Here is a 14,113-nt window from a genome sequence, read left to right on the forward strand (position 1 = left end):
ATTTAGCGGCATTGTTTCCCGACGAGGGAGCTCATTTCATATGCCGCTAATTTTGCTTTGATTCAGGCAAGGAGGAAAATTTTCATGGTAAGAGCAATAGTAGGCGCAAACTGGGGCGACGAGGGTAAGGGAAAGCTTACCGATATGATGGCTCAGGAATCGGACATAGTTATCCGTTTTCAGGGCGGCGCCAACGCAGGACATACCATAGTCAACAACTATGGAAAGTTTGCGCTTCACACGCTTCCGTCGGGCGTTTTCTATGGGCATACGACTAATATTATAGGCAACGGAGTCGCGCTGAATATACCTGTGCTTTTCAATGAGATCAAGTCTGTTGTTGACAAGGGAGTTCCTATGCCCAAGATACTGATCTCAGACAGAGCCCAGATGGTAATGCCGTATCATGTTCTTTTTGATGAGTATGAGGAAGAGCGTCTGGGAAAGGCAAGCTTCGGATCTACCAAATCGGGAATTGCTCCTTTTTATTCTGATAAATACGCTAAGATCGGATTTCAGGTGCAGGAGCTTTTTGACGAGGAAAATCTCCGCGAAAAGCTTGTCAGGGTATGCGAAACCAAGAACGTTCTTTTAGAGCACCTGTACCACAAGCCGGCTCTTGATCCGGAGAAGATTTTTGAGACTCTGATGGAGTACAGAAAAATGGTGGAGCCTTATGTGTGCGACGTTTCGCTTTATCTTTGGAACGCTCTTAAGGAAGGCAAAAACGTTTTGCTGGAGGGACAGCTCGGTTCGCTCAAGGATCCCGACCACGGAATCTATCCTATGGTGACCTCCTCGTCCACGCTTGCGGCTTACGGAGCTATTGGAGCCGGAATCCCTCCCTATGAGATAAAGAAGATAGTAACCGTTGTAAAGGCGTATTCCTCGGCAGTGGGCGCGGGGGCGTTTGTTTCCGAGATATTCGGAGAGGAGGCCGACGAGCTCAGAAGAAGAGGAGGCGACGGCGGAGAGTACGGCGCTACTACGGGCAGACCGAGAAGAATGGGCTGGTTTGACTGCGTGGCTTCAAAATACGGATGCAGGATACAGGGGACTACCGACGTAGCGTTTACCGTTGTTGACGTTCTCGGCTATCTTGATAAGATCCCCGTATGCGTAGGCTATGAGATAGACGGAAAGGTAACGACTGATTTCCCGACAACTCAGCTGCTTGAAAAGGCAAAGCCTGTGCTTGAGGTTCTTGACGGCTGGAACTGTGATATAAGAGGAATAAGGAATTATGACGAGCTGCCGGAAAACTGCAGAAAGTACATAGAATTTGTAGAGGAGCATATCGGATTCCCTATTACTATGATTTCAAACGGTCCGAAGAGAGAGGACATCATTTACCGTGAAAGCAGATTAAGCAAATAATCAAAGCAGGACCGCCGCTGTAAGAAAAACTAAGGCGGTCCTTGATTTTTTTAAAACAGGTATTTTTAAGTGCGAAAGGTAGCGCGGCTGCGGTTATCTATTGACTGCCGGACGTAAAAATGCTATAATTAAAGTCTGGAAAAGGGGGACTTTTTATGAAAAAGGATTTATTTGATTATCTCTGGACAGATAAGAAAAGAACGATTTTCGGTCTGCCGATCTCGTTTACCAGATATTTTCTTACTGAAAATAAATTTATAACCCGAAGGGGATTTCTGAAAATTGTCGAGGACGAGCTGGAGCTTTACAAGGTTACCGATAAAAAGCTGGTGCTTCCGCTCGGACAGAGAATTTTCAAATGCGGAACGATAGTAATGCACGTTAAGGACGTGGATACGCCGATAAAGGAAGTAGTTTCTGTAAAGCAGCCCAGAAAGGTGCTTGAAATGCTTGATAAGCAGATAAATCTCAACCGTGATAAATATAATATCAGAGGCCGTGATATGATGGGGCCGGAAGGCGGTCCTTACGATATCCACAGCGATGAATTTTCATCAACGGATTTCTGAATTTGTCCGCATAAGCGTAAATACACGACTGATTATATTGACAGCAGTTCCGGCGGCGTTTTTTGCGCCGCCTTTTTGATTATATCCGAAGGGAGGCTTTTATGCTTGACAGAGATTATTTTGAATCGCTTGAGCCATGGTACGAGGTTCTGAAAAAATCAGGACTTCCCGTGTTTATTTACGGCATGGGCGACGGCTGCGTCAAGCTTTTGAAGGAATTCAAAACCCATGCGATCAAGTGCGGCGGAATTTTTGCAAGCGATGACTTTGCGAGAGGAAACGAATTTGCAGGTTTTAAGGTGAAAAGGCTTTCGGATGTTGAAAGCGGATATAGTGATTTCTGCGTTGCGGCCGCTTTCGGAACGTCTTTGCCGGAGGTCATGGGGAGCATACGGAACATTTCAAAAAAGCATACGCTTGTTTTTCCCGATACTCCGGTTATAGGGGAAGAGGTGTTTACCAAGGAAGGATTTCTGGAGAGATTCGCCGACGCCGAGAAATTCTCCCGCCTGCTTGCGGACGATATATCCCGCGCGGTCTTTGAAAACGTGCTGTCCTTTAAAATAACAGGAAGTATCGATTATCTCGACAGGATTTTCACTTTGCCTGATGAAGCATATACGGATATTCTCAGGCTTTCCGAAAACGAGATATATGCCGATCTGGGAGCGTATACGGGCGATACGGTAAAGGAATTTCTGAGCTTTGCGGGAGGATTCCGAAAAATTTACATCTTTGAGCCTAACGGAAAAAATTTCAGAAAATGCGTTAAGAACCTTATGTACCTTGATAATGTAAGCTTTTACAATTGTCCGGCATGGAAAAAAGACCTGCCACTTTATTTTGACAAGGGGGAGGGGCGTCAGGCTCAGATATCGGACAAGGGCGTTTCGGTATACGCCCGTTCGCTTGACAGCGTGCTGGCGGGAGGAGAATGTACATATATCAAATATGATGTTGAAGGCGCGGAGACGGAGGCCATAGAGGGAAGCTCCGAAACTATAAAGAATTACAGTCCTAAAATTTGTACAGCTTTGTATCACAGGGCTTACGATATGCTGGATATTCCTCTGCTTATCCATCGGATAGATCCAGATTACAAGCTTTATATAAGGCAGTATCCGTATTATCCGGCATGGGAAACCAATCTTTTTGCCGTAAAATAAAATACGCTGTCCGATAAACCCCGCGTTCTTGACATCAAAGCGTCGGTACGGTATAATTATGCTGTATCGGGTAAAAAACGGCGCGTTAAAAATAAATATCAAGGAGAAATTCTTTTGAATAAAATTTCAAAAATTATGCTTGCGGCGGCGCTGCTGCTTGCCGCGGCTTTTGCGGTTCTTGTAATATACGATAAAGCGGTATCGGGAAGCTCCGACGGTAAAACCAGAATATACGGCTCGCAGACGGCTGACGACAGCCGGCAGGAGGACAGCGGCAGCAAGCCGGACGACAGCGCAGATGATGAAGCCCCGGGCATATATGACACCTCGTTGATCTCAAAGGCGTATCTTGACGGAGCTCCGGACAGCCTGAGCGGTATAGACCGGGAGATCTACGATAAAGCGTCCGAGGTAATATCGGACGTAATAACCGAGGATATGAGCGACTTTGAAAAGGAGCTTGCCATTCACGACTGGATAGTTTATAACTGCACCTATGACAACAAGGCTCTCGGTATCCTTGGCGGTTACAGTGAGAATTCCGATAACCCGTACGGGGCGCTCATCAACGGACAGGCTATCTGCAAGGGCTATACCTCGGCTTTTCAGATGTTTATGGATATGCTTGAGATTCCCTGCCTTACCGTTTATGCGTCAGACGAGCAAGGCGACGAGCACGCCTGGAATATGGTTGAAATAGAAAACGGTTGGTATTATGTGGACGTGACCTGGGACGATCCGGTTCCCGATCACAGCGGCAGGCTTGTAACTCATAAATATTTTAACGTTACGGAAGAATTTATGAGGGAAACCGGTCATGTATGGGATACGTCGGGACTGGAAAAGACCGTCGCCGACGCTTATTTATACGCTGAAGGCTCGGCAGTCGTGATACGCGGCTATGACGAGCTGAAAAAAGCCGCTGCCGAATGTCTTAACGGTAAACGGGAGGAGCTTTACGTTGTTTTTGCCGATGACGCCGGAATTGTCATCGAAGGATATGACGGTGAATATATTGACAGCACAGGCAGTTCAAAGCTTTATACCGATTATCTTGAGCCGCTCAGAATGGATTTCAGCGATAATGAGATTTATTGCTGCATAAAAGAATTCAACGGCGGAATCGGCTTGGAAATTCTTTTCGGGTAGGTTCAGGCTGCAATTGTGGAAGGAGGAAATGTCCGTTTCTGCTGTGCGTTGACTGCGGACGTGAATGTAAATATGAAATTCAGACCATGCATAGATATACATAACGGGCAGGTAAAGCAGATAGTCGGAGGCACTCTGACCGATAAAAACAATTATGCCGAGGAAAATTTTGTTTCCCGCCAAAACGGAAGCTATTACGGCAGGCTGTATAAACGCTTCGGACTTTACGGCGGACATATTATCCTGCTTAATCCGCAGGATTCGGAATATTACAAAGCCGACTGTGAGCAGGCTTTCGGCGCGTTGAGGGAATTTGAAGGCGGCTTGCAGATAGGCGGAGGAATAACCGCTGAAAACGCGGCAGGTTTTCTCAATAAGGGAGCAAGCCATGTTATTGTAACAAGCTATGTTTTCAAAAACGGCGACGTAAATTTCGGAAATCTGAACAGACTTGTAGAATCAGTCGGGAAAAGCAGGCTGGTGCTGGATCTGTCGTGCCGCAGGAGAGGGGAAGATTATTATATCGTTACCGACCGCTGGCAGAAGTTTACCGATACTGTTCTGGACGAAAGAAGTATAGATCTGTTTTCGGGCTATTGCAGCGAGCTGCTTGTCCATGCGGTTGACGCGGAGGGCAGCGTGAGCGGTATCGAGGAGGATGTTGCGGCTTTGCTGGGAAAGGCCTGCCGGATACCTGTCACCTATGCCGGAGGTATTTCTGGCTTTGACGATCTGGAGCTTCTGAATAGAATCGGCGGCGGACGAATAGACTTTACTGTAGGCAGCGCGTTGGATATTTTCGGCGGAAAAATGAAATTTGAGGACGTTGCCGCCTTTGGAAGCAGCGCGATATAGTTTAAGTCAGCCGTTAAAGGCGAGTCGCATATACGGCTTTATCCGGCAGCGTCTGGTTTATGAAGCTTGTATAGAGATTGTACGCACATAAAGCCGTCACGTCATATATGCGAAAAAGCTGTAAAAAATATTGCATTTTATCCGTCTGTATGATATAATAATACAATATTCGTTATTGCGGCGATCCGTGTAGGATCAATGTGTGCCGCTGTTTAGAAAACTGAGTGATTAATTGCGGAAGGCGATGAAATATATGGCAAAATTAAGAGTAGCCGTTATTTTCGGCGGAAAGTCAAACGAGCACGAGGTATCTTTAGTATCCGCGGCTCATGTGATCGGAAGTATTCCCAGAGATAAATACGAGGTGACCTGCATAGGCATAACCAAAAAAGGTCACTGGCTTAAATATATAGGAAGTACCGACGAGATACCTACGGGGAAATGGGAGCAGCATCCCGATAACGTACCCTGCGTATTGAGTCCGGATCCTCTGCATAAGGGCTTTCTCGCGATAAGACAGGACGGGACCGTGCAGAATGTAAAGGTCGATTGCGTTTTTCCTGTGCTTCACGGCAAAAACGGCGAGGACGGAACTATACAGGGACTGTTTCAGCTGTCTGAGATACCGTATGTGGGCTGCGATTGCTTGTCGTCTGCAATGTGTATGGATAAGGATATTACCCACACTGTTCTGGAGGCAAACGGAATACGCACGGCAAAGTGGGTCACGATACTTGAAAGCCAGCTTGACGGCGAGCTTTCCTCAAAATGCGATGAAATGGAAGAAAAGCTTACATATCCTATGTTTGTGAAGCCTGCAAACTGCGGCTCCTCTGTCGGAATTTCAAAGGTTTCGGACAGAAGCGGGCTTATTGCGGGAATAAAGCTTGCGTTTGCTCATGATAAAAAGGTCGTTGTCGAGGAAGGGATAACCGGCGTTGAATGTGAATGCGCCGTTATGGGAAACGACAGCCCTTTCGCTTCCGCTATAGGCGAGATAAAAGCCGCCAATGATTTCTATGATTACGAGGCCAAGTATGAGAATCCTCAGTCTATGACGGTAATACCCGCGGATATAAGCGCGGAAGCCTCTGCAAAGCTCAGGGAAACGGCTGTCAGGGCTTATAAGCTGATGGGCTGCGAGGGTCTTGCGAGAGTGGATTTCTTCCTCTGTGAAAACGGAGATGTGATACTCAATGAAATAAACACTCTGCCCGGTCATACTCCTATCAGTATGTATCCTCAGCTTATGGAGCACGAGGGGCTTTCTCCCCGGCAGCAGGAGGACAGACTGATAAAGCTTGCTTTTGAAAGGGCGGACTTTGATTATGAATAACGCGGCTATTGGAGTTTTCGATTCCGGAGTAGGCGGACTTACCTGCGTCAAAGAGCTGGCGCGTCTTATGCCTAATGAAAATATCGTATATCTGGGGGACACCGCGAGAGTTCCCTACGGAACGAAAAGCAAGGAGCTTATCGCCCAGTACGGCAGGCAGGACATTAAGTTCCTTGAGCAGCATAATGTCAAAATGGTGCTTGTGGCTTGCGGAACGGTTTCGTCAGTGCTTATGACCACTCCAATATTTGAGGGGACTTCCATAACCGAGTTCAGCGGCGTAATTTATCCTGCCGTTCACGCGGCGTGCGCGTCTACCCAGAACAACAGGATCGGCGTCATAGGTACTCCCGCAACGATAAGGAGCGGCTGTTACGGAAAAGCAATACATGAAATGAAGCCGGATATCAAGGTCGTCGGCAAAGCGTGTCCCATGTTTGTGCCGCTGGTGGAGAACGGATACACATCTCCGGATAACCGGGTGTCAAAGCTGATCGCTCAGGAATATCTTGAGGTAATGATAAGGGAAAAGGTAGATACTTTGATACTGGGCTGCACTCATTATCCCATGCTGAAGGACGTTATTGCCGAGGTTATGGGCGAAGGGGTCAAGCTTATATCCTCAGGAGCAGAGGTCGCAAAGCACGCCCAGAAGATACTTTCGTTCAACGACGCTCTGAGCGACAGGGAGCAGAACGGAACGCTGGAGCTTTACTGTACGGACAGCGTTGAGCTTTTCGCCGAGAATGTAGGCGCCTTTCTGGGAAACAATAAAAATATCACAATATCAAAATGCAGTCTCGCCCTATGACGGCGGGCGAAAGAGGTTAGATTTTGAAAAAGGACGTTACAATTTCGCTTATAAGCACTCAGTCTGACGGGAATGATACCGAGCAGACAGAGCTTATAACTCAGGGAAAATATAAAAAAACGGCGGACGGATATGTTCTTTCCTACGATGAAACCGAAGCTACCGGATTTGAGGGAGCGGTTACAAGGCTGGAGGTCACCGGAAGCAAAAAAATCGTGATGACCCGTTCGGGTACGGTATCGTCAAATCTTGTTATAGAGCCGGGAAAGAAGCACCATTGTCATTACGGCACTCCGTACGGGGCTTTTATGGTCGGCGTAAACGCCAAAGAAATCAGGAACACCGTAACCGAGCGGGGAGGACATCTGGAGTTCAGATATGTGGTCGATGTCAACTCAAGCTATATAGGCGATTTTGCGATCTCTATAGATGTGAAAGCGTCAGAAAGCAAGGAAATATAGCCATACCTTCTATTCAAATTGAAAGGAATGTTTAAGAAATGTCAAATCTTATAAAAGAAGCTCACGAGCAGGTGCGGGAGCTTGTTATGAAGGCTCTCGGGGAATGCGTTTCCGAGGGGGTGTTTCCGGCAGAGCCGATACCATCGTTCAACGTTGAGATACCTGCCGATCCTAAAAACGGAGATATTTCAACAAACGCCGCAATGGTCTGCGCCAGGGCGTTCAGAACGGCTCCGAGAAATATAGCGGATCAGATCGTTAAAAGGCTTTATTTGGGCGGCTCGTTTTTTGAAAGGTGCGAGGTCGCGGGAGCAGGGTTTATCAATTTTTTCCTTGCGCCTCAATGGTTCTCCGAGGTAGTGGCTTCCGTTATAGCAGAGGGCGGCGATTACGGAAGGACTCAGACCGGCCATGGAAAAAAAGTTCTGGTAGAATTTGTATCGGCAAATCCTACGGGACCTATGCACATCGGCAACGCCAGGGGAGGAGCTATCGGCGACTGTCTGGCGTCGGTGCTTGAAAAGGCGGGCTACGAGGTGTCGAGAGAATTTTATGTAAACGACGCCGGAAACCAGATAGAAAAGTTCAAGACCTCTCTTGAGGTACGGTACCTGCAGCTTTATAAGCCCGATATACAGATGCCGGAGGACGCTTATCTGGGAGAGGATATTACGGCGCACGCCAAAAATTTTGCAAAGCTTTACGGAGATAAGTACGTTTCCCGCGAAAGCGGGGAAAGACGGCAGGCGCTCTGCGACTATGCGCTTCCAATCAACATAGCCAATCTTGAAAAGGATCTTGGAAAATACAGAATTACTTACGACAAATGGTTTAAGGAAAGCGAACTGCATAATAACGGCGCTGTTAAGGATATAATAGAAAAATTAAAGGCAAGCGGCTATACCTATGAGCAGGAGGGCGCCCTCTGGTTCAGATCCTCCGAGCTGGGCGATGATAAGGACCGGGTGCTTGTGCGTGCCAACGGCGTGCCGACATACCTGGTGCCTGATATAGCCTATCATTATAATAAGCTTGTTACAAGAGGATACGACATAGCTATAGATATTCTCGGAGCCGACCACCACGGCTATATTCCCAGAATGAAAGCGGCGATGACCGCGCTGGGAATCAACGCCGACAGGCTTGATATGGTTATAATGCAGATGGTAAACCTTGTGCGCAACGGCGAAAAGTACAAGCTGTCAAAGCGTTCCGGAAAGGCGGTAACTCTGTCTACTCTGCTGGAGGAAATTCCGATCGACGCGGCAAGATTTTTCTTCAATCTCCGCGAGCCTAACTCCCAGTTTGATTTTGACCTTGACTTGGCGGTTTCCCAGACCTCGCAGAATCCTGTTTACTATGTTCAGTACGCTCACGCCAGAATCTGTTCGGTGCTCAGAAAGCTTGAGGAGGAAGGAATTGAAATAAAAACTCCCGACGGCAGCTTCCTATCGCAGCTCAAGGCTCCCGAGGAGCTTGAAATTATAAAATATATGGCTACGCTCCCTAACGCCGTGGACGAATCCGCAAGAAATTACGATCCGGCAAAAATGACGAGATACGCCGTTGAGCTTGCCACTATGTATCATAAGTTCTACACTAACTGCCGCGTTATGGGTGAGCCTGACGATATTCTTCAGGCGAGAGTATCGCTTTCGCTGGCGGTAAAGCAGGTAATAAGCAACATTCTCGATATGCTGAAAATAACCTGCCCGAAGAGTATGTAGAGGCTTTATCTAAAAAGCCATGCTGCTGTCCGGAAAAAACGGATCAGTATAAGCCGAGAGCAGTTTTCTGCATTTAAAATAACTGCTTATAACACATTGAAAAGAAGATCCCTCCTATGGTAACCTGTAAACCATAGGAGGGATTCTGCGTTCTGTATGACAGGACAGGTTATCGGGTCCTGCCATTTATGTATTCTGAAGGATCAATATTGCTTTACATAATTAATTACAGAATAAATGAATTGTCTGCCCTCAGGCGAATGGGACAGCTTCTCAAAATCGCAGTTGCAGACGACGACCTTGCCGCCGAGGCGCTCATATTCGTAAAGAAGGCCCAGACGGTGATTCCGTTCAAAATTATCTATTGTCTGAACTATTATGTTTTTGCCGTCATAGTTTTCGTCGAGTATTTCGGATCGCGAATTCATTACTATATCAAACCACTGGGGAGTTGACCATTTTTCGGATGGGAAATGCTCCAGCGCTTTGTGCCTGCTGTTGATAAGCAGACCCATTGTTCCTACAGGCTCCGGCTTTTTCATCATTTCAGAGATCTGCCTGAACATATGATAGCACCAGAAATCCTGACAGTAGAAGCCTTCGATTGAATTTTCAAGCTTTGAAAGGTCGGGAAGAACAAGCACAGTTTTTCCGCTTTTCAGCAGCTCTTCCGCCTCGCTGTTGATGCGCTCAAAAATATAGGCGCCCTCAAGGTTGATCTCTTCAAGCCTTGGGTAAACCATAAGCTCGTAGCGGTTTTTGATATCAGTATCCTTGATCCACAGCCTGAACGTAAGCTTTTCCGGACTGTCGATCTCAGGAACGGCTATTTCAATATCGGTTATATCGAAATAGTTTCCCTCTCCTCTTATTATGCTTTCGCCTGAGCAGCTGCCGAAGCTGCCGCCGCTTATTTCCCAGCACAGAACTTTTCCGTCAATGGGCTGGGGACGGAAATAGGCAAGCTCTATTTTGGCATTAAAGGGCTGAGCGCATTGGAAAGCGTAGGAATCAAATCTCGCCATAAGCACGGCGTCGCTGCAAAATTCTCTCCACTCCTCATCTGAAATAAGACCCTTGCTGTCCATAAACGCGTCAAGCACTCCTACCAGAGCGGTGCCCTGTCCGCTGAAATCCTGAATGTCAAGTATCTGAAAGCCGGCGAGCCTTCTTGAACGGAAAACGGCTTCAAGCTCCTCCTTGTAGCACTGGACAGCCAGCTTTCCGGAACATTCAAAGTAGTCCTCAGCAAGCGCGAGCAGACCCTTTTCATCAAGCCGTTCTCTGAACACCTCAAAGTTTCTGGCCTTGAGCGAACCGGTATATTTTTCAATTTCGTCAAAATTCGGATAGGTTTCATACTGTCCTATCTCATGGGTGAGTATCGGAACCTCCGGGATAAAATCGGCGTCCGCTTCGCTGGCCTTAACGGTTTTCATTGTGGTTCCGTATTGTATCTGGACGGTTCCGTCTGCCGACGCCTCCGTACTTTCAGACGCTCTGGCGGGGCAGACGGCGCTGTCGTAATCGTGCGTTGTGGAGGGCTTATCGGTCTGAATATGCCCGAGCGGAGCGTCGCACATTGCGTAAGAGCCTCTTATCAGTCTGTCCTTGGCAAGACGGACTCCGACAAAGAAGTCGTCGTTTTCCACAACATTAGGGAACCACTGAAAATTATTTGAACCCTGAGTATACAGATGTCTTGCGTCAAATTTTTTGAATCCGCCTATAATATCGTTGATACGCTCCTTTGAGCCCCAAAGCTCGTTGCCCATCGACATCATGCAGTAGGAGGGATGGTTGCCGAAGGCTTTAAGCATATTGAAGCCTTCGTCTATCAGGAACTGCTGCTCCTCCTCGTTATAGCCTTCCTCTCCGGGAGCTGCAATAGTTCCCCAGAACGGAAGCTGCGGCTCCATGTATATTCCCAGTATATCTGCCGCTTCAAACGCCGCCTCGGGAGGGCAGCAGGTATGATAGCGGTAGTGATTCATGCCGTAATCCTTTGATATCTTCATTATCCTGAGCCACTCTTCAAGCTCTGTGGGAGCATAGCCGGTCTTAGGAAATATCATACCGTCGTGCTTTCCGCGGAGAAGGGTTTTCTTTCCGTTTATCTCAAACTTGTCCCCGCAGGCTCTGAAATCCCTGAGTCCTACGGTTTGCGTGAATATATCGTCCCCGACGGCAATTTTCAGACTGTAAAGATTCGGTTCATGCTCGCTCCAGAAAAGCGCGTTTTCGCCCAGCTTGTAAACGCAGTCGAGCCTGCCGCCGGAATATGATATTTCAACGGTTTCAGGACAGTGAATAAGCGATCCGTTAAAGCTCTGCGCAGAAATAAACGCCGTACCGCTGCTGTCGCCGGTCATATCGGCAGTGACTCTGAAGGTCTTTGCGGTAACGTCAGGGTATATCATTACGTTTTCAGCATGATTTTTTTCAAAGAGCTGAAGCTCCATTCTGCCGGTGATTCCGTTCCAGTTGGTCTGCGTGTCAGGAGAGGTAAGATGTCCTCCCTTGGTTTTATAGCCGACATTTGATACGCGGATAACTATCTCATGAGAGCCGTCCGAAATATAGTCGGTAATATCGTATACATGAGGCGAGCACAGGCTTTCCTGAGTTCCGATCTCTGTTCCGTCGATATAGAGCGTAGTGATTCTCGTGCGCTCAAGGAAAAGCTTTACCACTTTATTTTCCGTATCCGAAAGCTCGACAGTTCTTCTGAACCACGCCCAGCCCTCAAACTTGTAGGTATCAGTGAGAAATCCGGTTTCACGCTTTGGGTTATACTCTCCCTTGCGGGCGTTTGAGGTGGTGTCGGGAAGCGTTATGCTGTCCGTAAAATCAAGGGCGCCGCCTTTGCAGTCCTTATCGAGAGTCAGCTGCCAGCTTCCGCTTAAATCATATTTCTTTATCATAATTCTGTCCTTTCCGACAAGTTAAACTGTCCCTTATATAATGATGATATTATAGCACACTTTCATGCGGTCCGCAACAGTTTTTGCGATTTTTGAATATTTTGCACTTAAATATTGTTGAAATACATAAAAGAATATGATACAATAAAAGAAAAGGAAAGGGGCGGACGCTTTGTCGGATGAAAAAATATACTATATGTGGCTTACTATCGGTTTTTCACCCTGTAATCCGCGGAAGTGGGATCTGCTCTCAAGATACGATTCGGTTCAGAGCTTATATAATAATATGAAAGAAGCTCAGAGGTATATGTCGGACGCGGAGGCAGGCTCGCTCGGCTCCGCTTCACTAAGACAGGCGGAGGAGTTGTTGGAATACTGCCGCGGAACAGGAACGGAAGTATTCTGTCCTGAGGACAAGGGTTATCCCGCAAAGCTGAGGAATATAGTGAATCCGCCGTCGGTTTTGTTTGCAAAGGGCAGGCTAGAGGAAATCGGCTTTGAACGGTCTGCGGCGGTAATAGGAGCAAGAGATCCGGACGAATATTCGCTAAACTGTACAAAACGCGTTTCATACGAGCTTGCCCGAAACGGCGTTGTCGTTATAAGCGGCTTTGCGAGGGGAATAGATACCGCGGCGCATGAGGCGGCGATCAGCGCGGGCGGAAAAACCGTAGCCGTTCTTGGCTGCGGAACGGAATATGATTATCCCCGGAATTCCGGAGCGCTTAAACGCGGTATATGCGAGAACGGCGCGGTAATATCGGAATATTTCCCTGCTCAAAGACCATGTCCTGAAAACTTCAAGATCAGGAACCGTATTTGCTCCGCCCTTTCCGAGGCGGTGGTGTGTATGCAGGCGTCCGCCGTAAGCGGGGCGCTGAATACCGCATATCATGCGGCGGAACAGGGCAAGGATATTTTTGTGCTTCCTCCGAGAGATATTTACGCTCCCCAATATCAGGGACAGACGGCGCTGCTGAGGGACGGCGCGGAGCTGCTGCTTTCTCCGGAGGATATAATCAGCCGGCTCGGAGAAAACAGCCGATATTAAAACATATTAAATAATTTGTTTATTGATTTTTGGAATTGATAATGTTATAATAATATTATCAATTACGGACGGCTGCGGCAGCAGACGCAATTTCCAAGAAAGGTAAGATAATGTCAAGTTCAACTGTAACAAAGGGGGCTCTTGCAGACGCGCTGAAAAAGCTGTGCAGGGAAAGACCCTTAGAAAAAATTTCAATTTCGGATATAACCGGCGAGTGCGGATTGAACCGTCAGTCTTTTTATTATCATTTTCAGGATAAATATGAGCTGCTGGACTGGATATACTATAATGAGCTGTTTGTGCATTTTAACAGCGGCGTCGGCTTTCACAACTGGGAGAAAAGTCTTGAAGCGTTTCTGGTGAGCATGAAGAACGACAAGGGGTTTTATTGCAGCGCGCTGAAAAGCTCGGACAGAACGTTTGAAAATCATCTGTATAAGATAATGCACAGACTGTTCGTTAAGTTTATACATCACGCGGTAAAAAAGATGGCGACGAGAAGCAAGGCTGATTTCTTCGCGGATTATTATTCTCACGGTTTCTGCGGAGTTATTATCGACTGGGCGGTAAAGGGCATGAAGGAGCCGCCTGCCGTTCTGGTAAGCAGGATAAAGGAGCTTGCTTTTGAAAATGTGCTTATCGGTGAGGGCTTCAGGGAGAACCTTTAAAAGTCATTTTCGCTTCGTG

The 14,113-nt window shown here is 47.3% G+C and carries 12 protein-coding genes; 11 read left to right on the plus strand and 1 reads right to left on the minus strand.

All coding sequences use genetic code 11. The features are described from left to right. Nucleotides 1-84: 84 nt before the first annotated feature. From EIH25_RS11315 to argS, 9 genes are all read left to right on the plus strand, one after another. A complete protein-coding gene (locus EIH25_RS11315; RefSeq protein WP_124101139.1) occupies nucleotides 85-1,377 on the plus strand; it encodes an adenylosuccinate synthase in 1,293 nt (430 codons plus the stop codon). Nucleotides 1,378-1,532: 155 nt separating this feature from the next. Next, nucleotides 1,533-1,946 carry a PH domain-containing protein gene (locus EIH25_RS11320; RefSeq protein ID WP_124101140.1) on the plus strand — a complete coding sequence of 138 codons (414 nt, stop codon included), beginning with the start codon at nucleotides 1,533-1,535 and terminating at the stop codon, nucleotides 1,944-1,946. 101 nt (nucleotides 1,947-2,047) lie between these two features. Next, a complete protein-coding gene (locus tag EIH25_RS11325; protein ID WP_124101141.1) occupies nucleotides 2,048-3,112 on the plus strand; it encodes an FkbM family methyltransferase in 1,065 nt (354 codons plus the stop codon). Nucleotides 3,113-3,226: 114 nt separating this feature from the next. Further along, nucleotides 3,227-4,261, plus strand: a complete 1,035-nt coding sequence (locus EIH25_RS11330; protein WP_124101142.1) for a transglutaminase domain-containing protein — start codon at nucleotides 3,227-3,229, stop codon at nucleotides 4,259-4,261. A gap of 72 nt (nucleotides 4,262-4,333) precedes the next feature. Continuing rightward, the gene (hisA, locus tag EIH25_RS11335) at nucleotides 4,334-5,116 is read left to right on the plus strand and encodes a phosphoribosylformimino-5-aminoimidazole carboxamide ribotide isomerase (protein WP_124101143.1); all 783 of its coding nucleotides are present in this window, start codon (nucleotides 4,334-4,336) and stop codon (nucleotides 5,114-5,116) included. Between the two features lie 253 nt (nucleotides 5,117-5,369). Continuing rightward, complete coding sequence (locus EIH25_RS11340; RefSeq protein ID WP_124101144.1) at nucleotides 5,370-6,452, plus strand: D-alanine--D-alanine ligase family protein; 1,083 nt, start codon at nucleotides 5,370-5,372, stop codon at nucleotides 6,450-6,452. Further along, complete coding sequence (gene murI, locus EIH25_RS11345; protein WP_124101145.1) at nucleotides 6,445-7,263, plus strand: glutamate racemase; 819 nt, start codon at nucleotides 6,445-6,447, stop codon at nucleotides 7,261-7,263. The genes EIH25_RS11340 and murI overlap by 8 nt, the downstream gene beginning before the upstream one ends. A 23-nt stretch (nucleotides 7,264-7,286) precedes the next feature. Next, nucleotides 7,287-7,724, plus strand: a complete 438-nt coding sequence (locus tag EIH25_RS11350) for a DUF1934 domain-containing protein (RefSeq protein ID WP_124101146.1) — start codon at nucleotides 7,287-7,289, stop codon at nucleotides 7,722-7,724. A gap of 38 nt (nucleotides 7,725-7,762) precedes the next feature. Next, nucleotides 7,763-9,451, plus strand: coding sequence for an arginine--tRNA ligase (gene argS / locus EIH25_RS11355; RefSeq protein ID WP_124101147.1), 1,689 nt, complete (start codon nucleotides 7,763-7,765; stop codon nucleotides 9,449-9,451). Between the two features lie 203 nt (nucleotides 9,452-9,654). Here argS and EIH25_RS11360 read toward each other — a convergent pair whose 3' ends face one another. Next, the gene (locus EIH25_RS11360; protein WP_124101148.1) at nucleotides 9,655-12,375 is read right to left on the minus strand and encodes a glycoside hydrolase family 2 TIM barrel-domain containing protein; all 2,721 of its coding nucleotides are present in this window, start codon (nucleotides 12,373-12,375) and stop codon (nucleotides 9,655-9,657) included. A gap of 172 nt (nucleotides 12,376-12,547) precedes the next feature. Here EIH25_RS11360 and dprA point away from each other — a divergent pair, with 172 nt between their 5' ends. Together dprA and EIH25_RS11370 are read left to right on the plus strand one after the other, a co-directional pair. Beyond that, on the plus strand, nucleotides 12,548-13,426 hold the full coding sequence (dprA, locus tag EIH25_RS11365; RefSeq protein WP_124101149.1) for a DNA-processing protein DprA: 879 nt from the start codon (nucleotides 12,548-12,550) through the stop codon (nucleotides 13,424-13,426). A 110-nt stretch (nucleotides 13,427-13,536) separates the two neighbouring features. Continuing rightward, complete coding sequence (locus tag EIH25_RS11370) at nucleotides 13,537-14,094, plus strand: TetR/AcrR family transcriptional regulator C-terminal domain-containing protein (RefSeq protein WP_124101150.1); 558 nt, start codon at nucleotides 13,537-13,539, stop codon at nucleotides 14,092-14,094. Nucleotides 14,095-14,113: the final 19 nt, after the last annotated feature.

The organism is Ruminococcus sp. Marseille-P6503, from assembly GCF_900604945.1.
GTDB lineage: Bacteria > Bacillota > Clostridia > Oscillospirales > Ruminococcaceae > FB2012.

Excerpts from the sequence above, each read along its gene's own strand:
- EIH25_RS11315 (WP_124101139.1), top strand. The coding sequence starts at position 85 with ATGGTAAGAGCAATAGTAGGCGCAAACTGGGGCGACGAGGGTAAGGGA.
- EIH25_RS11320 (WP_124101140.1), top strand. The coding sequence starts at position 1,533 with ATGAAAAAGGATTTATTTGATTATCTCTGGACAGATAAGAAAAGAACG.
- EIH25_RS11325 (WP_124101141.1), top strand. The coding sequence starts at position 2,048 with ATGCTTGACAGAGATTATTTTGAATCGCTTGAGCCATGGTACGAGGTT.
- hisA (WP_124101143.1), top strand. The coding sequence starts at position 4,334 with ATGAAATTCAGACCATGCATAGATATACATAACGGGCAGGTAAAGCAG.
- EIH25_RS11340 (WP_124101144.1), top strand. The coding sequence starts at position 5,370 with ATGGCAAAATTAAGAGTAGCCGTTATTTTCGGCGGAAAGTCAAACGAG.
- murI (WP_124101145.1), top strand. The coding sequence starts at position 6,445 with ATGAATAACGCGGCTATTGGAGTTTTCGATTCCGGAGTAGGCGGACTT.
- argS (WP_124101147.1), top strand. The coding sequence starts at position 7,763 with ATGTCAAATCTTATAAAAGAAGCTCACGAGCAGGTGCGGGAGCTTGTT.
- EIH25_RS11360 (WP_124101148.1), bottom strand. The coding sequence starts at position 12,375 with ATGATAAAGAAATATGATTTAAGCGGAAGCTGGCAGCTGACTCTCGAT.
- EIH25_RS11370 (WP_124101150.1), top strand. The coding sequence starts at position 13,537 with ATGTCAAGTTCAACTGTAACAAAGGGGGCTCTTGCAGACGCGCTGAAA.